19 protein-coding genes are annotated in these 20795 nt (G+C 56.4%); 3 read left to right on the top strand and 16 right to left on the bottom strand.

Annotated elements, in window-relative coordinates; genetic code table 11:
* Positions 1–3 precede the first annotated feature (3 nt).
* The gene (locus B3527_RS04440) at positions 4–777 is read left to right on the top strand and encodes a TatD family hydrolase (RefSeq protein WP_206990465.1); all 774 of its coding nucleotides are present in this window, start codon (positions 4–6) and stop codon (positions 775–777) included.
* The gene (locus tag B3527_RS04435; RefSeq protein WP_290478815.1) at positions 777–1580 is read left to right on the top strand and encodes an MBL fold metallo-hydrolase; all 804 of its coding nucleotides are present in this window, start codon (positions 777–779) and stop codon (positions 1578–1580) included. The genes B3527_RS04440 and B3527_RS04435 overlap by 1 nt, the downstream gene beginning before the upstream one ends.
* 210 nt (positions 1581–1790) lie before the next feature.
* Here the strand turns inward: B3527_RS04435 and B3527_RS04430 are convergent, their stop codons facing one another.
* From B3527_RS04430 to B3527_RS04360, 15 genes are all read right to left on the bottom strand, one after another.
* Positions 1791–2717 carry a biotin-dependent carboxyltransferase family protein gene (locus tag B3527_RS04430; RefSeq protein ID WP_290478816.1) on the bottom strand — a complete coding sequence of 309 codons (927 nt, stop codon included), beginning with the start codon at positions 2715–2717 and terminating at the stop codon, positions 1791–1793.
* Position 2718: 1 nt separating this feature from the next.
* Positions 2719–3327 (bottom strand): 5-oxoprolinase subunit B family protein, encoded by a 609-nt coding sequence (locus B3527_RS04425; protein ID WP_290478870.1) that lies wholly within the window; start codon positions 3325–3327, stop codon positions 2719–2721.
* Positions 3328–3341: 14 nt separating this feature from the next.
* Positions 3342–4106 (bottom strand): 5-oxoprolinase subunit PxpA, encoded by a 765-nt coding sequence (gene pxpA, locus B3527_RS04420; RefSeq protein ID WP_290478817.1) that lies wholly within the window; start codon positions 4104–4106, stop codon positions 3342–3344.
* Entirely contained in the window at positions 4103–5311 is a 1209-nt protein-coding gene (locus tag B3527_RS04415; protein WP_290478818.1) for an Nramp family divalent metal transporter, read from the bottom strand. The genes pxpA and B3527_RS04415 overlap by 4 nt, the downstream gene beginning before the upstream one ends.
* Before the next feature lie 38 nt (positions 5312–5349).
* The gene (gene lpdA / locus B3527_RS04410) at positions 5350–6765 is read right to left on the bottom strand and encodes a dihydrolipoyl dehydrogenase (protein WP_206990459.1); all 1416 of its coding nucleotides are present in this window, start codon (positions 6763–6765) and stop codon (positions 5350–5352) included.
* Positions 6762–7145 carry a hypothetical protein gene (locus B3527_RS04405; RefSeq protein ID WP_290478819.1) on the bottom strand — a complete coding sequence of 128 codons (384 nt, stop codon included), beginning with the start codon at positions 7143–7145 and terminating at the stop codon, positions 6762–6764. Before B3527_RS04405 ends, lpdA begins: the two co-directional genes overlap by 4 nt.
* Complete coding sequence (locus tag B3527_RS04400) at positions 7145–8473, bottom strand: pyruvate dehydrogenase complex dihydrolipoamide acetyltransferase (RefSeq protein ID WP_206990457.1); 1329 nt, start codon at positions 8471–8473, stop codon at positions 7145–7147. The genes B3527_RS04405 and B3527_RS04400 overlap by 1 nt, the downstream gene beginning before the upstream one ends.
* 1 nt (position 8474) lies before the next feature.
* Complete coding sequence (locus B3527_RS04395) at positions 8475–8798, bottom strand: DUF5076 domain-containing protein (RefSeq protein ID WP_206990456.1); 324 nt, start codon at positions 8796–8798, stop codon at positions 8475–8477.
* Complete coding sequence (locus tag B3527_RS04390; protein WP_290478820.1) at positions 8788–10176, bottom strand: pyruvate dehydrogenase complex E1 component subunit beta; 1389 nt, start codon at positions 10174–10176, stop codon at positions 8788–8790. The genes B3527_RS04395 and B3527_RS04390 overlap by 11 nt, the downstream gene beginning before the upstream one ends.
* A gap of 55 nt (positions 10177–10231) precedes the next feature.
* Positions 10232–11245 (bottom strand): pyruvate dehydrogenase (acetyl-transferring) E1 component subunit alpha, encoded by a 1014-nt coding sequence (gene pdhA, locus B3527_RS04385; protein ID WP_290944678.1) that lies wholly within the window; start codon positions 11243–11245, stop codon positions 10232–10234.
* A 69-nt stretch (positions 11246–11314) separates the two neighbouring features.
* The gene (locus B3527_RS04380; RefSeq protein WP_034812408.1) at positions 11315–11614 is read right to left on the bottom strand and encodes an FtsB family cell division protein; all 300 of its coding nucleotides are present in this window, start codon (positions 11612–11614) and stop codon (positions 11315–11317) included.
* Positions 11615–11683: 69 nt separating this feature from the next.
* The gene (gene eno, locus B3527_RS04375) at positions 11684–12964 is read right to left on the bottom strand and encodes a phosphopyruvate hydratase (RefSeq protein ID WP_290478822.1); all 1281 of its coding nucleotides are present in this window, start codon (positions 12962–12964) and stop codon (positions 11684–11686) included.
* Positions 12965–13072: 108 nt separating this feature from the next.
* Positions 13073–13258 (bottom strand): 50S ribosomal protein L32, encoded by a 186-nt coding sequence (rpmF, locus tag B3527_RS04370; protein ID WP_034812412.1) that lies wholly within the window; start codon positions 13256–13258, stop codon positions 13073–13075.
* Positions 13259–13386: 128 nt separating this feature from the next.
* Positions 13387–14610, bottom strand: coding sequence for a dipeptidase (locus B3527_RS04365; RefSeq protein WP_290478823.1), 1224 nt, complete (start codon positions 14608–14610; stop codon positions 13387–13389).
* Between the two features lie 230 nt (positions 14611–14840).
* Positions 14841–15935, bottom strand: a complete 1095-nt coding sequence (locus B3527_RS04360) for a CaiB/BaiF CoA transferase family protein (protein WP_290478824.1) — start codon at positions 15933–15935, stop codon at positions 14841–14843.
* A 116-nt stretch (positions 15936–16051) separates the two neighbouring features.
* Between B3527_RS04360 and B3527_RS04355 the strand changes: the two genes are divergently transcribed.
* Positions 16052–17311, top strand: a complete 1260-nt coding sequence (locus B3527_RS04355; protein WP_290478825.1) for a hypothetical protein — start codon at positions 16052–16054, stop codon at positions 17309–17311.
* On the opposite strand, the gene mfd is transcribed toward B3527_RS04355, so the two are convergent.
* Positions 17308–20769, bottom strand: a complete 3462-nt coding sequence (gene mfd, locus B3527_RS04350) for a transcription-repair coupling factor (protein ID WP_290478826.1) — start codon at positions 20767–20769, stop codon at positions 17308–17310. The genes B3527_RS04355 and mfd overlap by 4 nt on opposite strands.
* Positions 20770–20795: the final 26 nt, after the last annotated feature.

Raw genomic sequence — 20795 nt, 5'->3', positions numbered from 1 at the left:
GCTATGTTTGATACGCATGTGAATTTGCACGGCGAGACGTTTGCCGACGATCTGGGCGACGTGCTCACACGGGCTGACGAGGCCGGTGTGAAGCGTATGCTCGCAATCTGTGATCGTCTCGACAATTTCGAGGCGGTCAGGTCGATTGCGCAGGCACATCCGGGCATCTGGTGCTCGATCGGCGTCCACCCTCATCACAGCAAGGATTTCACCGATCTGTCGGTCAATGATCTGGTCAACGGGGCGGCGGATCCCAATGTGGTTGCCATAGGCGAAACCGGCCTCGATTTCCATTATGGCTACAGCGCAGAGGATGCACAGATAAACAGTCTGAGAACGCATGTCGAAGCGGCCAGACAGACGGGCCTGCCGCTCATCCTGCACACACGTGAAGCTGATGAAATGATGGGCGATATCCTTGAAGAGGAGTTCGAAAAGGGAAGTTTCGTCCCGCTGTTGCATTGCTATACGGGTGGCGCGCGGCTGGCCCAGCGCGGCCTCGACCTTGGAGGATTCGTGTCCGTATCAGGCATACTGTCTTTCAAGAGCGCGCGGGAAGTCAGGGAAGTGATTGCAGATGTCCCGATGGACCGCCTGATCCTTGAAACTGACTGTCCTTATCTCGCGCCGGTGCCGATGCGCGGGCGACGCAATGAACCCTCCTATCTCATTCACGTTGCTGAAGCGCTCGCAAGCCTAAAGAGTATTCCACTCGACGACGTCCTGAAAACAACGACCGACAACGCCATGCGCCTTTTCTCGAGAATACCGAACTGATGGCGACAGGTATCTTCACACTGCTGGGCACGGGCTCATCCGGCGGCGTTCCACGCGTCGGTGGCGATTGGGGCGCGTGCGATCCATCGGAACCAAAAAATCGCCGCCTGCGATGCTCGGCGCTCGTTCAGTCGTTCGACGCTCATGGCGCATCCACAAATGTCCTGATCGATACGTCGCCAGATCTGCGAGAACAGTTGCTTGCCGAACAGATCGGCCACCTGGACGCGATCCTGTATACGCATGACCATGCCGACCAGAGCCACGGAATTGATGACGTGCGACCGATCTGCATTCGCCAACGCAAGCCAATACCCACTTATCTGAGCGCTGAAACTCGCGGCACTCTGACAGAACGGTTTTCATATTGTTTCGAGGGGAAGGGTGGTTACCCGTCGATCCTGGACCTGCAAGATGAACTTGTGCCGCTCGAGTTGGTTAAGATTTCCGGTGCCGGCGGCGGTATTGAATTCTTGCCACTCGATATGGAGCATGGCCGCATTCGCTGCCTCGGTTTTCGTATAGGTAATCTCGCCTACTGTAATGACGTTAACGGACTACCAGAAGAAACGCTGGAAGCACTGAAGGGGAGTGATACACTAATCATCGACGCATTGCGGTACGCGCCGCACCCATCGCATGCAAATCTTGATCAGGCATTGGAGTGGATCGCGGATATATCGCCGCGCCTGGCAGTACTGACGAACATGCATGTCGACATGGATTACCAAACGCTCTGCAAAGAACTTCCGACCGGCGTGATACCTGGGCATGATGGCTTGCGCCTTGATTTCATTATATAATACATCAACACCATTTCCCATAATGATGATTATGCGATTCATGGATTAGCATTCCACGACAACTTGGCGGACCGGCATCAACGTTCATTGGCGCGATGCTCAGAGACGGCGCACATCATGTACTGATCGCCTTCCATGAACGGCTCCCGGAAATTGCACAACACCCTCTATCAAGGTTTTGTTTACACTTCGAACGTGCGGCCAGCTCGGCTACACTCGGAACCCACCGATCCAGGATGCAATCAATTTCTGCTTCTTTATCAGATCGTCGGCCGCTTGCTCCCGCGTCCTGTGCAGGAACAAGATAGAATCGCCGGGCCGGATCTGACCGAGTAGGTGTCGGTCAGACCGGTTAACCTGCAGAATGTGCGGATAACCTCCTGTGGTCTGACAGTCTGGTAATAGTAGGAACCCCCTTCCCTGCGGCGGCAACTGCAATGCGCCAGGGAAAATTCCGGCGCTCGGCAGGTTTTCGATGGAATCTATTTTGGGAAACGCGCCATCCAGCTCGATACCAATTCTGCTAGCTCGGCGTGTTGCCTTGTATTGCTCCGTCCAAAGATGAGTGCAGTCGTCTGTATAGTCAGGCCCTTCGCTCGCCCGCAGAGCAAAACTGTTGCCGAGTGGAAACAGCAGCGTTTCAGGTGTCGTTTCCCGGCGGGGTTTTGTGCGGGGGCTCGTTTCAACCACATCCCCAGACCGGAGCGCCCGGCCATCAAAACCACCCAAGCCTGCAGGAATATAGGTGGACTCGCTCTCCAGGAACTCATCACCCACAACTCCACCAGAGATCGCCAGATAGGTTCGCAGCCCATGGTCCGGACGGCCGACTTCCAGAAAATCGCCCTGCTTGACGAAGTGTGTCTCGTGAAATGAAACCACACGACCATTCAAGCTGGTCGGAGCCACCGCTCCGGTAAGCGCGATTGCTGCGGATGCCTGAAACTCTACCGAGAAGGGTCCATAGGTGATCTCGATTCCGGTCGTGCTCGCGTGATTCCCAACCAGATGGTTTGCGATCGCATGGGAAACGGGGTCAGCAGGCCCGGATGACGGAATACCAGAATAGCGATATCCCGCTCTCTGGTTGCCCTGCAGGGTCGCCTGTGGCCCGGCATTCATGATGCGAAGCGTCACGTCAGACCCACTCTATTTGAACTTCGGCACCCGGCGAGAGGACAAAAGGATCTCGCGCCGTTTTGTCGAAGAGCATCGCATCGGTCCGGCCAATAATTGGCCAGCCCCCTGGCCCGTCCAGAGCATAAATGCCGAGATAGCCTTTGATAAAGCCAATAGAACCGGCTTTGACCCGCTGACGGGGGTGATCCAGCCTACCCCCCAACAGATTTGGATCGACACCCGACAGATACGCAAAACCGGGCGCGAATCCGAGCATGTCGACACTTAAATTCGAGCGAACCAAGATATTTAGAAACTCATTGCTAGAGCAGTTGTTCGCCGCCGCACAGTCCGCAAGGTCGGGCGCATTGGCCTCATCAGACCGTACCAGCAACTTTAAATTCGGCGCGTCGACAACTGCCGCGTTAATGTCAGCCATTACCGCTTGTTTCAACATGGCCAGCGCCTTGGCTGGGCCTAGGGCGGAAGGGTCAAATTGAACCGTTACACTTTCCCGACCGATCACAACCTCATCCCAAATGCGGCTGCCACGCAGGGCGCGTGCAATAGCCTGACGGTCTTCCGTCGCCCGCATGACAAGCCTCAGCGCATCGTCACCGCATGGCACGATAACCGGTGCCTTCACGGCGCGGCCTGTGCCTTGATTTCGATACCCCGTGAGTGAAGCGCTTCTCTGAGTGCGAGTGCGGATTGGACTGCTCCTGCCGTATCTCCGTGAAGACAGATTGTGTCCACTTGGAGAGAAATCACTTGGTTGTCCGCGGCTATGACCGTGCTGTCCTCGATTATGCTTATTACCTGCGCTGCTTGAGCATCCGCCTCGTGGATCACTGCACCTGACTCACCTCGCGCGAGTAGCGAGCCATCGCGGGCGTATGTGCGGTCCGCAAAGCCTTCGGCCAGAAAATCAGTGCCCGTAGCGTGGGCAATCTTGGCCAGCATGGAATCAGGCGGCCCAATTACGGCCCGTATGCGTGCGTCACGTGTGAGTCGCACGATGAATTCTGCAAGCGTGGGATCCCGCGAAGCGTCATAGTACAATGCGCCATGGGGTTTGAGATGGTCGATCGCTATGCCTTGACCTCTCGCAAAACTGCCAAGCGCTCTCACCTGCTGACGGAGCGATGATTCCAGTTCATCTTGCGGCATCTTCATGCTTTTGCGCCCGAAGTTTTGCCTGTCCGGATAAGATGGATGCGCACCGACGACCACGTGGCGCGCCTTGGCAGCTTTCAGCGTCGCTCGCATACTATCATCGTCACCAGCGTGGCCGCCGCAGGCGATACTGCACCGGCTGACCACATCAAGGATTGCACGATCCATTGCGCGACCAGTTTCGCCCGGCAATTCCCCGATATCAGAGTTCAGACAAATTGTGCGGCTCATGACCACACATTTAGGGCTCTCAGGATAAGGCGCAAGCCAAGGCCAAAGGTAATTACGACGACTGCCATACCCAGTAAGTTGGTCAGCCATGAATTGACGTGGTCACCCAACAATCCGCGTCGGTTCATTGCGATAAGCAGGAACACTGCGATAATTGGCAATATCAGCCCATTCGCAATTTGCGCGAAAAGTATGATGCTTATGGGGCGGACGCCTAGCAAAGCGACAGCGGTCCCAACGATTAGAACGGTGAGCGCAATGCCGCGAAACACGCGACCATTACGTGGGAAGCCGCCGAACTCGGACATGGCATAGGATGTCGCCAACGGCGCGGTAATTGATGACGAAAGTCCGGCGCCGAATAGGCCGACGCCAACCAGATATTTTGCGAACGGCCCGTAGGCTGGCTCGATTGAAGATGCCATATCAGCGGCAGAACTGACAGCTATGCCTGATCCGAACAGGCTAGCCGCTGCGGTCGACAAAACCAGAATGGAGACGATCCCGCCCAAACCGATTGATATAGCCGTGTCCGTTCGCGCCGCTCGCAACGCCGTCGCAGACCTGTCTGGCCACTTATCACGAACCGTCGAGGCGTGGAGAAACAGATTGTACGGAACGATGGTCGTGCCAATCAAAGCGATGGCTGTCAGCAATCCAGAATCGGGTACGGTCGGCCACAGACCTCCAAACCATGCGGACATATCAGGTCGCGTGATGAGGACACTGCCTGCAAAGGCGACGCTCATGAGCAGAACCAGGCTAATCAGCAGTTTTTCGATATGCCGGTAGTGTCCAAACAGAAGAAATCCGCCAGAAACTGTGCTTAGAACCAATACAATCAGTTTGTGTGAAATGCCGAAGGATCCCACCAGAGCCTCAAGCCCCAACGCTCCACCAGCAAGATTTCCTGCCTCGTAAGCTGAATTACCGACAGCGAGTGCCGAAACGCCAAGAACTATTATGGACCATCTGATGATCGGCCCATTTTCGGGGGCGGTCATGGCGGCTGCCAATCCCTTGCCGGAAACGATGCCAAGTCGGGCCGCCATCTCTTGCAGGATGATTGTGGCAAAGGTGGCGAAGACCAACGCCCAGATGAGGGCATAGCCGAAATTTGCGCCGGCGAGCGTGCAAGCAGTGACCGTGCCAGGTCCAATGAAGCCCGCGGCGACAAGAGCACCCGGACCGATTTTGAGTTTCATGGAACGCCCCCGCGACCGTCGCACGGTGCGACTGGTCCCTAGATATGTATCACACGGCCTTCGGCATCCAGAACGGATTCATGCATGCTCTCCGAAATGGTCGGATGCGGGAAGATTGTGTGAGCGAGATCCTGCTCGGTCAACTCACCCTGGCGCGCGATAACATAGCCCTGGATCAGTTCGGTGACTTCTGCGCCGATCATGTGCGCGCCGAGCAATTCCCCGGTCTTCTTGTCGAAGATGGTTTTTACGAGGCCTTCAGAGGCGCCCATTGCTATGGCCTTGCCATTGCCGATGAAGGGGAAGCGGCCAACCTTGATATCGTAGCCTTTTTCCTTTGCGGCTTTTTCAGTCAGACCGACGCTGGCGACCTGCGGGTGCGCGTAAGTGCAGCCTGGAACGTTCCAGGGATCAAAAGGTTCGGCATGATCGGCCCCGGCGATACCTTCCACACAAACCACACCTTCATGAGAGGCCTTGTGGGCCAACCATGGCGGGCCCGTCAGATCGCCGATTGCGTATAGACCTTTGACCCCGGTACGGCCAAAATTGTCCACGGTCACATGGGTCTTCTCGACCTTTACGCCCAGATCTTCGAGGCCAAGATCTTCAACATTGCCGACAATCCCAACTGCGAGAATCGCCCGGTCGAATTCCTTGTTTTCCTTCTTGCCGGACTTGTCTGTAATTTCTGCTGTAACGGTGGACTTGCCCGCTTTCAGATTTTCGACTTTCGCGCCTGTAACAATGTTCAGGCCTTGCTTCTTGAAGTCCTTTTCCGCGAGTTTCGAAATTTCCTCGTCTTCCACCGGCAGAATGCGATCCATCACTTCAGCGACTGTCACCTCAGCGCCCAGTTCATGATAGAAACTTGCGAATTCAATGCCAATCGCACCTGATCCTATGACCAACAGCCGCTTTGGCATGACATCCGGCGTCATGGCTTCACGATAAGTCCAGATCAGTTTCTTGTCTGCAACCAGACCGGCTTGCGGGATGTCCCGCGCCCGCGCGCCCGTCGCCAACATGACGTGCTTGGCTTGGAAGGACGTTTCCTTGCCATCTTTGCCTTTGACGATGACCTTTGGTGCCTGCGTACCTTTTTCGAGACGGGCGGTGCCTTCGATAACGTCGATCTTGTTTTTCTTCATCAGGAATTTGACTCCGGTCGATAGCTGGTTCGCCACGCCGCGTGAACGCTTCACGACAGCATCGAGGTCAAAATCGGCCTTGTCGATTTTCAGACCGAATTCCTTTGCGTTCTTGGCCAGGTGCAGGACTTCCGCCGACCGCAGCAGCGCTTTGGTCGGGATACAGCCCCAGTTCAGACAAATCCCACCGAGGCTTTCACGTTCGACGATGGCCGTCTTCATGCCCAGCTGCGACGCGCGAATGGCCGAAACATACCCGCCAGGCCCGGATCCGATCACGATGAGGTCGTACTGCGTACTCATTGGGTAATTCCTCTCATTTCATCCCATGCCAGAAGCGCCTGGGAGACGCGCAAATCCGCGCTCTCGAACATTTCAGGCGTGCAAATGTATTCCGGTTCTTCCGCAGAAATCTTGTTCATCAGAACAACGCTGTCAGCGGCAACATCTTCGCGAAGCTCCCGAGCTAGTCCTTCGTAGCGCAGGTCTTCCATGAACTCCGAAAGCTGGTCTGTAGCCTCCCTGTCGCACAAAAGGCTGATGCCTTTCTGGATCGCAAGCTCGCCAGCGATCATGCGAATATCCGCCTCATTCATGCCCGACGACTTGTCCGTGGAAACGCTTTCCTCGGAGCATCCGGCGAGGAGGGTCAGGCTGACAAGCATCATCCCGAGCCGCGTCATCAGAGCAGCATGGCTTCGGGGGTTTCAACATACCGTTTGAAAGCCTGAAGCCATTTGGCTCCCTCCGCCCCACCAACCACGCGGTGGTCACAGGTGAGCGTTACCGTCATGACGGTACGGGCGACAATATTTCCCTTGGCGTCGACGATAGCGCGCTTTTCACCCGCGCCGACTGACAGGATCATGCCTTCAGGTGGATTGATAATTGAGGCAAAGCTCTTGATTCCGAACATGCCGAGATTGGAAATACTGAATGTGCCGCCGCTATATTCCTGCGGCTTCAGCTTCCGCTCCCGCGCCCGGGTCGCAAGATCCTTCATCTCTTCCGATATCTCTGCCAGGCCTTTGGTCTCCGCGCTGAACACAACTGGCGTGATCAGGCCTCCTTCAATCGCGACAGCAACCGAAACATTGGCATGCTTGTGATAGGCGATACCTTTGTCGGTATAGGATGCATTGCAATCCGGCTCGTCCATCAGAGCCATGGCGGCAGCCTTGATGAGCATATCATTGACCGAAACCTTCACGCCTTCGCGTGCCGCAGCATTGATCGCAGCACGGCTCGCAAGCAGATGATCGAGCTCAAGATCGATATTCAGCGGGAAATGCGGAACCTGCATGAAGCTGGTCGTCAGACGCTTGGCGACAGTCTTGCGCATGCCGTCCAGTGGCACGAGTTCATAACTGTCAGGCGCATAGACCCGATCGTCCAGGACCTGCGGCAGGATTAGGCCATCCGGTTGGGTTGCAGCCCCCGCGCTCGCGCCAGACGGTGCGGCTTTGGCGTTCTCGACGTCGCGCTTGATGATCCGGCCGCGCGGACCAGTCCCCGTCAGCCCCGAAAGGTCTAGACCTTTCATCTCCGCAATCCGGCGTGCCAAGGGGCTGGCCTTGATGCGGCCATCTGATGAGGTTGCAGATGGCAGGGGTGACTTGGAAGGCGTAGCTGCGCTGTCTGCTTTCTTTGCCGGGGCAGTAGTTTCTGCCATGGCAGCCGGTTTCGGTTCTTCCGGTTTAAGCGCGGCTTCTGCCTTGTCTTTCGGTGCATTTGACTTGGCGGGTGCTTTGACTGAGGAGGCGTCTTCACCTTCCTCGGCAAGGATGGCGATCACTTCATTGACCTTTACGCCTTCCGCGCCGGCCTCAATGAGGATCTTGGCGACAACACCTTCATCCACTGCCTCGACTTCCATCGTGGCTTTGTCGGTCTCAATCTCGGCAATGATGTCACCGGAGGAAACGGTGTCACCTTCCTTTACCAACCATTTTGCAAGCGTGCCCTCTTCCATTGTCGGAGACAGGGCGGGCATGGTGATATTGATAGCCATATCAGTCCCCCATCTTCTGGACATCGCCCGGTGATTTCGGGCCGAACTGGATGCGATTCAGGAAGCCGGTCACGATCTCCTTGATGATCTCTTCCTTTTCAGGGCCGTCTGGATGATGATCCTTGAAAGCGTCTGTGACATGCTTGGCGATGTCGCCCAGGATGAAGCCCCACATGGTTGGCTCCGTCGCCGGATCAGCTGCTTCGCCGACACGCAGGCTTACATGGTCTGTATTGTCTGCGATCCAGAACCGGATCATTTCCTGAGCGATGTCAGCGCCCTCAACAGATGGCGGCGATTTGAGTTCTCGTTTCTCAGTCGACATAGCAAACTCTCCGCGCAGCTTCGACAATATCATCGGCATTCGGAAGGCTCATCGCCTCCAGATTGGCCGCATAAGGCAGGGGCACATCCTTTTGATGGACACGGGCAGGTGGTGCGTCGAGATAATCAAACGCTTCGGCCGTCACTGTGGCCGCAATCTCCGCCCCGACGCCGAAGAAACGCCAGCCTTCTTCACAACAGACAATGCGATTGGTTTTCTTCACGCTTTCGATCACTGTTTTTGTGTCGAGCGGACGGATTGTACGCAGGTCTATGACTTCTGCGTCAATGCCTTGCTCTGCGAGCGTCTCGGCGGCCTGTAGCGCGAATCCAACCATTCGGGAATGCGCGACGAGCGTTACGTCTGAGCCGGATCGTTTAATGGCAGCCTTGCCGATAGGCAGTACATGATCGTCGAGATCAGGAACCGGGAAACTGTTTCCGTACAGTAGCTCATGTTCAAGGAATACGACCGGGTTCGGATCGCGGATAGCCGCCTTGAGCAGGCCTTTCGCGTCGGCGGCGTCATATGGCGCAACCACTTTCAGCCCAGGGATCTGGCCATACCATGCCGAATAGTCCTGACTGTGCTGTGCGCCCACGCGCGATGCGGCGCCATTGGGGCCACGGAATACGATGGGACAGCCCATCTGGCCACCTGACATGTATAGGGTCTTGGCCGCCGAGTTAATGATCTGGTCGATGGCCTGCATGGCGAAATTGAAGGTCATGAATTCGACGATGGGTTTGAGTCCTGCAAAGGCGGCCCCTACCCCAAGCCCGGCAAACCCATGTTCCGTGATCGGTGTATCCACCACACGGCGTGCGCCGAATTCCTGAAGCAGTTCCCGTGTGACCTTATAGGCACCTTGATACTCGGCCACCTCTTCACCCATTACGAAAACGGATTCGTCACGGCGCATCTCTTCGGCCATGGCGTCGCGCAATGCGTCCCGCACCGTCGTGTCGGTAAAGGAAGTGCCTTCGGGGATGCTCGGGTCTGACAAAACGGCAGCCTTCGGGGCCTCGACTTCGTCGCCCGTCTCCTCTGTTTTCATACCCTCACCAGACTCGGCCGGCTCTTCGGTGGCCTGGCCGCCAGCATCGCCTTTGGCTTCCACCTTGGCGGCATCTTCGCCTTCCTCAGCGAGCACCGCAATGACGGCATTGACCTTTACGCCTTCGGTGCCTTCGGGAATGAGGATCTTGGCCAAAACGCCCTCGTCCACCGCTTCGACTTCCATTGTGGCTTTGTCAGTTTCGATTTCGGCAATGATGTCGCCGGAGGAGACAGTGTCCCCCTCCTGTTTCAACCATTTCGACAATGTGCCCTCTTCCATGGTCGGAGACAGGGCGGGCATGAGAATATCTACGGACATTAATGTGCTCCGGAAAACAGGATGGCGGACAGTCGAGGTGCTTTCTTTCCTGGCATCAGGCGACCTCGATGTCTTTCAGGACGTCAGTCCAGAGTTCGGATGGATCGGGCTCCGGGCTCTCAAGAGAATAGTCGGCGGCTTCCTTGACGATGCCCTTGATCTCTTTGTCGATATTCTTGAGTTCGTCTTCGCTTGCATGACCCAGTTCAAGAAGCTGACCTTTCAGGCCCTCGATTGGATCGTGGTGCGATCGGATGTCGTCGACTTCTTCCCGTTTCCGGTATTTGGCTGGGTCCGACATGGAGTGGCCGCGATACCGATAAGTCTTCATTTCCAGTATGTACGGACCTTTTCCGGAACGAGCATATTTGACGGCTTTTTCGCCTGCTTCGCGCACAGCCATGACATCCATGCCATCGACTTCCTCGCCTTCGATTTCGAATGAAATGCCGCGCTTGTAGAGTTCGGTTTCCGAGGCGTGCCGCGCCACACTTGTGCCCATCGCGTACATGTTATTCTCGATGACATAGACGACTGGCAGATCCCAGAGCGACGCCATGTTGAATGCTTCGTAGACCTGCCCCTGATTGGCGGCGCCGTCCCCGAAATATGCAAGGGCAACGTTGTCCGTTCCGCGATATTTGTTGGCGAATCCAAGGCCGGTGCCAATCGGAACCTGAGCTCCAACGATCCCATGGCCTCCATAGAAATTCTTTTCCTTGGAAAACATGTGCATCGATCCGCCCTTCCCTTTGGAAAGCCCGCCGATGCGACCTGTGAGTTCCGCCATCACGCCACGTGGGTCCATGTCGCATGCCAACATGTGACCATGATCGCGATACCCTGTGATGATCTGGTCGCCATCCTTCAAACAGGCTTGCATGCCCGTCACGACCGCTTCCTGGCCAATGTAAAGGTGACAGAAGCCAGCAATCTTGCCCATGCCGTAGAGCTGTCCGGCTTTTTCCTCAAACCGGCGTATCAGGAGCATGGCCCGATAATATTTCAGCATCTCCGCCTTGCTGGTCTTTGAAGGTGCCTTTTTGGTACTTCTTGCTTTAGTCGCCATAAGTTCGCTCCAACCCTTTTCCAGACTTATGTATGCGCGATTACGCAACGACAAGTCAGAACAACTATGTCAATTTGCAGAGCTTGGTTCCGAAGAGACGAGAACAATTTCATTCGGATAGACAAAAGCCAGCTTGTCCCGCGCCATGGCTTCCACGAAATCAGGATCCACCGATCCCGGAGTCAGGCGTCTGATATCGACCTGGAGACGATTCAAGTCGCTCTCAAGGCTGGCGAGTTCAGCCTTGCGATCCTCCAACTCCATCTGGGCATCAGACCAACGCCCAAGCCCCTTCTCCCCCGCAAACGCGTGGTAGGCGAAATAGAGCACAAGAAGAGACAGGCCGGCGGCCTCGAGTCGCGATTTCATAACCTCACCTAATCCGGTTATGGTTAAGAGAGCGTGATCGCCGCCGGCCCGATGGACGGGCCCAGACCGCTAGGCAGCGTTGATGCGCGAGCGGCCGGCAAAGATGCCAACAGGTCCCAGCTCTTCTTCTATGCGAATCAGCTGGTTGTATTTGGCAATACGGTCGGAACGAGAAAGAGACCCCGTCTTGATCTGTCCGCAATTGGTCGCAACGGCGAGGTCTGCAATCGTTGCGTCCTCTGTCTCGCCAGAACGGTGGGACATGACCGCCGTATAGCCATGAAGATGCGCCAATTCGACCGCGTCGAGCGTTTCGGACAATGTGCCGATCTGATTGACCTTCACCAGAATGGAGTTCGCCGCGCCTTTTTGAAGGCCGATAGACAAACGATCCGGATTGGTTACGAACAGATCGTCGCCCACCAGCTGAACCCTGTCACCGATTGATTCGGTCAAGGCGACCCAGCCATCCCAATCATCTTCGGCCATACCATCTTCAATGGAGATGATGGGATAGCGGGCGCAAAGATCGGCCAGGTAGGCTGCGAATTCGTCGGAGCCGAGGGATTTCCCTTCCCCGGCAAGCTCATATTTGCCGTTCTTGTAGAACTCTGTAGAGGCCGCATCGAGCGCCAATGCCATGTCCTCTCCAGGTTTGTATCCAGCCTTCTCAATAGCCTTCATCACAAAACCGATGGCTTCGTCAGTAGATGCCAGATTTGGCGCAAACCCGCCTTCGTCGCCGACATTCGTATTGTGGCCTGCATCACTCAGGGTTTTCTTCAGCGCATGGAAGACTTCGGCACCCATGCGCACGGATTCAGAGAGGCTCTCTGCGCTGACTGGCATGACCATGAATTCCTGGATGTCGATCGGATTGTCAGCATGCGCGCCGCCATTGATGATGTTCATCATCGGCGTCGGCAGAACGCGGGCATTGGGTCCACCCACATATCGGTAGAGGGGCATAGCCGAGCTCTCGGCAGCAGCTTTTGCAAGTGCCATGGAGACGCCCAGAATCGCATTCGCGCCGAGGCGGGACTTGTTTTCCGTTCCATCCAGATCGATCATCAACATGTCGATCATGCGCTGTTCGGTTGCGTCCAGACCAGCCAGTTCGTTGAAGATTTCACCATTCACGGCGTCAACGGCCTTCAGCACGCCCTTGCCGAGATAACGCGCCTTGTCCCCATCACGCTGTTCATGGGCCTCATACGCACCCGTAGAAGCGCCAGAAGGGACTGCCGCGCGGCCGAGAGAGCCATCTTCCAGCGTCACATCAACTTCGACGGTTGGGTTGCCTCGGCTATCCAGGATTTCCCGGGCATGGATGTCGATGATCTCGCTCATGAGTGGCTGTACCTTTGCGCCTAGAAATAAAAAAAAAGCGCCCCCTGCTCTGGCAGGAAGCGCTCGCACCCTTAAGGCTGCGCGCTCAAAAGCGCAACAGCGGGTCGTTTAGATATCGTCACGTGGCTCAAGAACCTGACGCCCGCGATACATGCCGGTTTTCAGGTCGATGTGGTGCGGACGGCGCAGTTCACCGGATTCCGCATCTTCAATATATGTGTTCATATCCAGCCGGTCGTGCGAGCGGCGCATGCCGCGGCGCGACTTCGAGATCTTGCTCTTTGGAACTGCCATAACAGGTATCCAGTGGTTTGGCGCGAAATGCGCGTGAATTGGAAAGAGGCCTCATACATAGAGGTCTGTCTCTTTGCAAGACTCCAACGTCACCGCTGGTCGAATTTCTTCAGTCCGGCCTGATGAGCCTATTGGGCCTTTGCTGCCTCGGCCTGGCGCATGATTCGAAGCAGGTTTCCGCCCCAGATATTCTCCAGGTCAGCTTCTGTATAGCCCTCTTCCAGCAGGCGTTCCGTCACCTTTGGCAAGAGAGAGACGTCCTCCATGCCGGCAACGCCGCCGCCGCCATCCCAATCTGCGCCCATACCGACATGTTCCGGTCCAACGATCTCAAGCGCATACAGCATTTGCTCCATGAACACTTCAAACGAGGAAAGCGGCATTGGATAGGCCGAATCGATTTCGCCACGGCGTGCCATGTACTGCTTGCGCTCTTCGTCGGTAAGGTCGAAAGGCGAACGTCCCTCATACGAGGCAGCCAGTTCTTCCAGCGCGGTCGTGCGTTCTGCAGGGGACTCGAGATTCTCGATATATGATCCAAGGGCATTCATCTGGATAACGCCGCCGTTTTCCGCGACACGCCGCAACAGATCATCCGGAATGTTCCGGGGATGGTCGTACAGGGCTTTCACGCCGGAATGTGACAGCACGATCGGAGTCGTGGAGATTTCCATGATGTCCTCAACGGCCGAGTCGGCAGCATGCGAGCCATCAACCATCATGCCGAGCCGATTGGCCTCCCGAACCAATTCTTCTCCAAGCGGAGTTAGCCCACCGAGGTCCGTCGCTGACAAATCTGTGGCGCTGTCCGCAAATTGGTTGTCCCGGAAATGCACCGGCCCAACGAGTCGCACACCGCGTTCATAAAAATCCTCAAGCACGGTCAGGTCAGTGCCAAACGGGTAGCTGTTCTCGATCGACTGGAAGACGATCCGCTTGCCCTCCGCAACGATGCGCTCAGCATCATCAGCCGTGTAGGCCAGTTCGAATGCGTCCGGATGAGCCTCGACCATTGCGAGGATATCGTCTGATCGTGTGAACGCTGCCTGTTTCGCCGCCTCATACGACGCTTCATCCAAAGGCCCCTGCGGAGTGAAGATCACCCAGAACCCGCCATCAAGCCCCCCTCGCTCCATTTTGGGCAGGTCGACTTGAACTTGTCCAATTCGCGAAGGGTTGTCAGCGAGAATATCGAAATCCGGTTTTGAGAAATTCGCAGGCGTGTCCAGATGCGAATCCATCACAAGAACGCGTTCATGAATTTCGCGCGGTGTGGCCGGTTCTTCCGGTTGGATGTCCGCGCCACAGGCCCCCAGCAGCAGAGCGGGCAGAATATAGGGAAGATGTTTCATGACGCCTCGTTCTTCTTGATGCTTTTTTCGCAAGCGTAAGGACAATGCCACCTGGCGCAAGAAAAATGGTCGTCCCGCGGGACGACCAAGTTCAGCAAGAAGGACGTTGAGCAGACGTCCAGACAAATTGCCCAAGACCTGTGCCCAACAAGACATTCACTAGCAGGGTCAACCTGAACGGTTTGCAGTTCGTCCGGTTGTCTCCCATTCATCTGTGAGGCGAACTCGGTCTATTGAATTCCCCAATCTTTGAGGATCTCACCAGAATGTTCCCCCAATCCAGCTGGCCGCCCCTGGATGGCCCCGGGCGTCGCGGAGAATCGCGGTGCGGGCGCAGGCTGAACCACTCCCTCGATCTCCACAAACGTCTGACGGTCCACATTGTGCTTATGGGATGGCGCTTCTGACATGGAGAGGACTGGCGCAAAACAGATGTCAGTGCCTTCCATTATCTCACACCACTCATCGCGCGTTTTGGTCTTGAACACCGCCATGATCTTTTGCTTCAGATCAGGCCACTTCGAGCGGTCCATTTGAGCTTGAAAGCCGGGATCGGTCAGACCCGCTTTTTCCAGTAGCAGAGCGTAAAATTGTGGCTCGATCGATCCGATCGATACCCATTTGCCATCGCTGCACTCATACGTGTCATAGAAATGCGCTCCGCCATCGAGAAGGTTTGCCTCTCTGTCATCAGTCCAGAGACCCATCGCTTTCATTCCGTAGAACATGGTCGCCAGTGAAGCCGCACCATCAGACATCGCCACATCAATAACTTGGCCTTCGCCGCCATTTTTCACATTCACGAGGCCAGCCAGCAGGCCCATCGCCAAATAGAGCGCGCCGCCTCCATAGTCGCCAACCAGATTGAGCGGCGGACGCGGGCGACCGTCGCCATCGCCCATCGCATGAAGTGCACCTGTAATGGCGATATAGTTGAGGTCATGTCCCGCAGCATGCGACAGCGCGCCGGTCTGTCCCCATCCCGTCATGCGCCCGTAAACCAGCTTCGGATTGCGGGCGAGCGCGACATCAGGCCCGAGACCGTTGCGCTCCATGACGCCGGGTCGGAAACCCTCGATCAGCCCATCAGCTTTCTCGATCAGCTTCAACGCAGTTTCGACATCAGCAGTATCTTTCAGGTTGAGTCCGATGGACCGGCGCCCCCGGCTCATCACATCAGCTGCGCGGCCAGGGCGACCATCACCCTTCCGATCAATCCGAATCACATCTGCGCCAAGATCAGACAACAGCATGCCGCAAAAGGGTCCAGGTCCAATACCTGCGAACTCTACAATCCGAACGCCATTCAACGGTCCTTGAGCCATGACATATCCTACCTTTTATTTTTGTCTCACCGGGTCAATTTAGCGGATCATTAAGCCGGCGCGGCTCAAAAGGAAGGGGTACCGCAACGTCGCCCGACACAATCCTTACGAGCCATATGAACCACCTCGCATACCTTGACCCACCGATAGAAGTATTGGCTGCAGGTGCGCGTCTGGAGATGATCCTGTCACGCCTCCGGTCGGGTCGCATGCGCCCGTTCGGGGCAGACTTACCGATTTCACACTCATCATCTGAGGCACTGCTCGTAGATACCCAAAGCCTCGACAAGGACACGTTGGGCCAGTTTATCGACGACTTTGGCCAATCACTTCGACCGACCCTAATTTTGGGTGACCCCGTCTTTGCGGGTCATTTTGCCAATGCTGTCTTCATCCCGCGTGACCGCGATTTATCCGTCCTGAGAGGGAGGCTCGACGCCATCACACGGCGCAGCGCCCGCATGTCGGAATTGCGCTTGCGCCGGGAAACGGCTGCTACTTTCGGAGTGACATTGCCCGAGCCCTCCGCTGAGACGGTGCCGGACCTCCTCTATCTCGGAGATGGGTCTACACGCTTTCTTGCATTGCAGGCTGCGCTCGGCGAACGCGGAATTACCGTCACGGCTGTCTTCAGTGCCCATACTGCGGCAGACTATGTCAGGCAAAGAGCCTTTGCAGCCATCTTGCTCGATATCCCGTCGGAACCTCGAAGCCTGCATAAGCTCGCCAACTGGGTGACGGCTTCCATTGAGCATTTTGAACATACGCCTCTGCTCGGATTACTCAGTGAAGGCACAGAACCCTCGCATAGTTTGGAAACTATCATTCGATACATGTCTCACGTGTTCGAACCCTGCACGCCCGCCCATGATCTGGCGGCTCATGTCGACGCCTACGGTCGACGTGCCGCAGTGCAATCGCTTAAAGTCAAAGACAACATGTCCATGTCAGCAATTTGCCATTCAGAAACCGGTCTCTTTTCCCAGACCTTTTTTGAGGCGCATCTTCAGAACCAGATCGAGCTTTCAGCAGACCGAGGGGATCCGCTGTCTCTTCTGGTCATTTGCGATCCGCAACATGATCGCCTTGCACATCGCCAGAAAAAACTCGTCGCCAATGTAGTCCTGTCAAACATGCGAGAAACAGACCTACCTGTGACCATCGACCCGGACACGTTTGCCATCAGCTTGTCCGCGACAGGCTACAAAGGTGCTGTCCAAATCTGCGAACGCTTGTTTCGAGAGTTGGAAGCGGTGGCACCAGACCTTGCAGCACGTCTTGGCTGGCGCATTACCGAAAAGCGCGCTTATCATGACGCTCGCAGACTGTTGTCTGAAGCTCGGTCAGGTGTCTACCAAAAAGCCAGAACCGCCTAGGCCGGAACCAGGCCAGCCGCAGCCTCGAGCTCTTTCAGAAAGCCACGAATTCCCGACAAACGCTGTTCGGGTGTGCCGCCAAGTCCTGAGTGAACCAATTTGGAGTCCGGTCTGATCCGCAACTGGGACGGCCGACTGCGTACAACGTCCAGCAAACGCGCAGGATCGAGTACCGTATCTTCGCGGAAGGCAAAGACCGCGCCCTTCTGCCCGGCATCCAGTTTGGAGATACCCAAAACTTTGCACTGTACCTTGATTGCGGTGACTTCGAGCAACTGCCTCGTCTCATCCGGCAACGGACCAAACCGGTCAATCAGTTCAGCGGCGAAGGACTCGCGCTCCGCAGCTGTCGAAATCTCAGACAGGCGTCGATACAGGGAAAGCCGGATGTTCAGATCTTCTACATAGCTTTCCGGAATCAGCACGGCCGCTCCGGTATTGATCTGCGGCGACCAGTCATCCGCAAAGTCTTCGTCATCTCTCGCTCCGGCCTTAAGCGCATTGACGGCATCTTCCAGCATGGACTGGTAGAGTTCCACGCCAACTTCCTTCACATGACCAGATTGCTGGTCGCCAAGAAGGTTTCCAGATCCGCGCATGTCCAGGTCATGGCTGGCTAGCTGGAAGCCCGCGCCCAGAGAGTCCAGCGACTGCAGGATTTTCAAACGGCGGTCAGCCGTCTCGGTAATCACCTTGTCGCGCGGCGTCGTGAAATAGGCATAGGCGCGCAGCTTCGATCGGCCGACCCGACCGCGCAACTGATACAGTTGAGCAAGGCCGAACATGTCGGCCCGGTGTATGATCAATGTGTTGGCACGCGGTATGTCCAGTCCGCTTTCAACAATCGTCGTCGAAAGCAGCACGTCATACTTGCCCTCATAGAAGGCTGTCATGATGTCTTCGAGTTCGCCTGCTGCCATCTGGCCGTGGGCAACGATATAGGAAACCTCAGGCACATTGTCGTGAAGGAAGCGTTCCAGCTTGTCCAGGTCCTGAATGCGCGGCGCCACGAAGAAGGCCTGTCCGCCACGATACTTCTCGCGAAGCAAGGCCTCCCTCAGAGTAACCGTGTCTTCTTCAGTGATGTAAGTCCGCACTGACAGGCGGTCGACCGGCGGCGTAGCGATGATCGACAGATCGCGAATTCCTGTAAGTGCCATTTGCAACGTACGCGGAATAGGTGTGGCCGACAGCGTTAGGACGTGAACGTCGGCTTTCAACTCTTTGAGTCGTTCTTTGTGCTTTACACCGAAGCGCTGCTCTTCATCCACTACCAACAGACCGAGGCGCTTGAACTCAATAGTCTTTGTGAGCACTGCGTGTGTGCCCACCACCACATCTACACTGCCATCCGCAATCCCCTCGCGCGTTTCCGCAGCCTCTTTCGCACCGACAAGTCGTGACAATTGGCGAACCTTCAAAGGCCAACCTGCAAAGCGCTCAGCAAATGTCTTGTAGTGCTGACGCGCGAGCAGCGTAGTCGGCGCAATCACCGCGACCTGCTTGCCGCTCATCGCTGCAACAAACGCACCGCGCAATGCGACTTCCGTCTTGCCGAAACCGACATCGCCACAAACCAGTCGATCCATTGGCTTGCCTGACGCGAGATCGCCAATGACATCTTCAATCGCATTCAACTGATCATCAGTTTCTTCATAGGGGAAGCGTGCTGCGAATTCTTCATACAGGCCCTGCCCGGCATTGACGGCATCTGCACGTTTCAACTCACGGGCGGCGGCGATATGCATTAGCTCGGCCGCCATTTCGAGAATGCGCTTCTTGGCTTTGGCTTTCCGCGTTTGCCAGCCTGCCCCACCGAGACGGTCGAGTTGGTTTTCCGAATCCTCTGCTCCGTACCGGCTGATCAGGTCAATATTCTCTACCGGGAGGAATATTGTGTCACCGCCCGCATATTCCAGATGAAGGCAGTCATGCGGCGCGCCGGTAAGGTCCAGCGTCTTGAGGCCTACATAGCGCCCCACCCCATGATCAATATGCACGATCAGGTCGCCAGGATTGAGTGCGGCGGCATCTGATATGAAATTCGCTGTCTTCCGCTTACGCCTAGGCCCGGCCAGCCTGTCGCCCAGAATGTCGGCTTCCGAGATCAAAGCCACGTCCGGCGTCTCGAACCCTGACTCCAGAGGGATTTCCACAACCGTGAAGTCAGTCTTCTTTGCCGCGTCGAGAGAATGCACCAATGCCAAGTCTGTCAGGCCGTGATCCGCCATGACATTGATCAGGCGATCTGCTGAACCAACCGACCATGCCGCAAACACAACCGGGCGACCGTCAGATTGGAGACGCTTGGCATGAGCAATCGCCGCTTCGAATACATTGATGTCTGCGTGCAGGCGTTCCGGGGCGAAATCACGGCCAGCACGGCCTCCCAGGTCAAATGCTTCGGCGCTGGGTTCGGATGGATAGAAACGTGCGGTGGCTCGCGAAGCGAGCCCGGCCTCCAATTCCCTTGGAGTCAGGTAAAGCGAATCCGGCGGCAACACTTTCGCCTGTCGTACATCTCCTTCACCCGCCTCCAAACGGGCGGCATGATAGTCTTCAGCTTGCGACAGGCGTTCTGCGGACGCTTCACCGGCGAGATGGCCCATGCCTATAAGCGGGTCTGAGCCCACATAGTCGAATACTGTTTCCAGGTGGTCATGAAACAATGGCAGCCAGCCTTCCACGCCCTGCCGCCGGATGGATGCGCGCGCGGCTTCATAAGCCGGGTCGCCCGAAGGCGGTCCGAACGCGGCCAGGTACTTCTCGCGAAACCGCGCCAGCACATCATCGTCAAACAGGATTTCGCTGACCGGTGCAAAGGCGACGCTTTTCGCATCCCCTGTAGACCGCTGCGTTTCGGTGTCGAAGGTGCGGAGGGTTTCCAATGTGTCGCCGAAAAAGTCGAGACGATACGGTTCAGGAGAGGTCGGCGGGAAAATATCGATGATCCCGCCCCGAATCGCGAACTCCCCATGCTCGCGCACGGTGCTTGATCGCAAATAGCCATTTACGGCAAGATACTCGGTAAGTTCTTTCTGGTTCACGGACTGGCCGAGCGTGACCGCGAATGAAGACCGGCGTAGCACGCTAACAGGAGGCACCCGCTGAACCAGCGACGATGCGGTGGTGACCACCAGGATTGGACCCTGCTCCGGGTCATAGCGAGATAACCGCGCAAGTGCGGCGCATCGGCGAGCGGAAACTCCCGCTGTCGGGCTGACCCGATCATAGGGCAGCGTGTCCCAACTTGGCAGGTCGACCTGCTCCAGACGGGGCTCGGCAAACTGCGCCACCCGCCGCGCTGTGGCCGCTGTCTTGTCATCACGGGCGACATAAACTCCCGCCCCGCCGCGCTTCTGTAATGCGGCACAAAAGGCAATCAGGTCTGCACCAAACGGCGCACCAGAGAGGGCGGCCGGACCGCTGAGGGATTTCAATAGCTCTACAGGAGTCATGGGCACGATGTATTCGACAGAAATGG

Origin of the sequence: Hyphomonas sp. UBA4505, assembly GCF_002388685.1 — a bacterium.
Lineage (GTDB): Bacteria > Pseudomonadota > Alphaproteobacteria > Caulobacterales > Hyphomonadaceae > Hyphomonas.
This window is presented reverse-complemented; position numbering and strand designations above follow the sequence as displayed.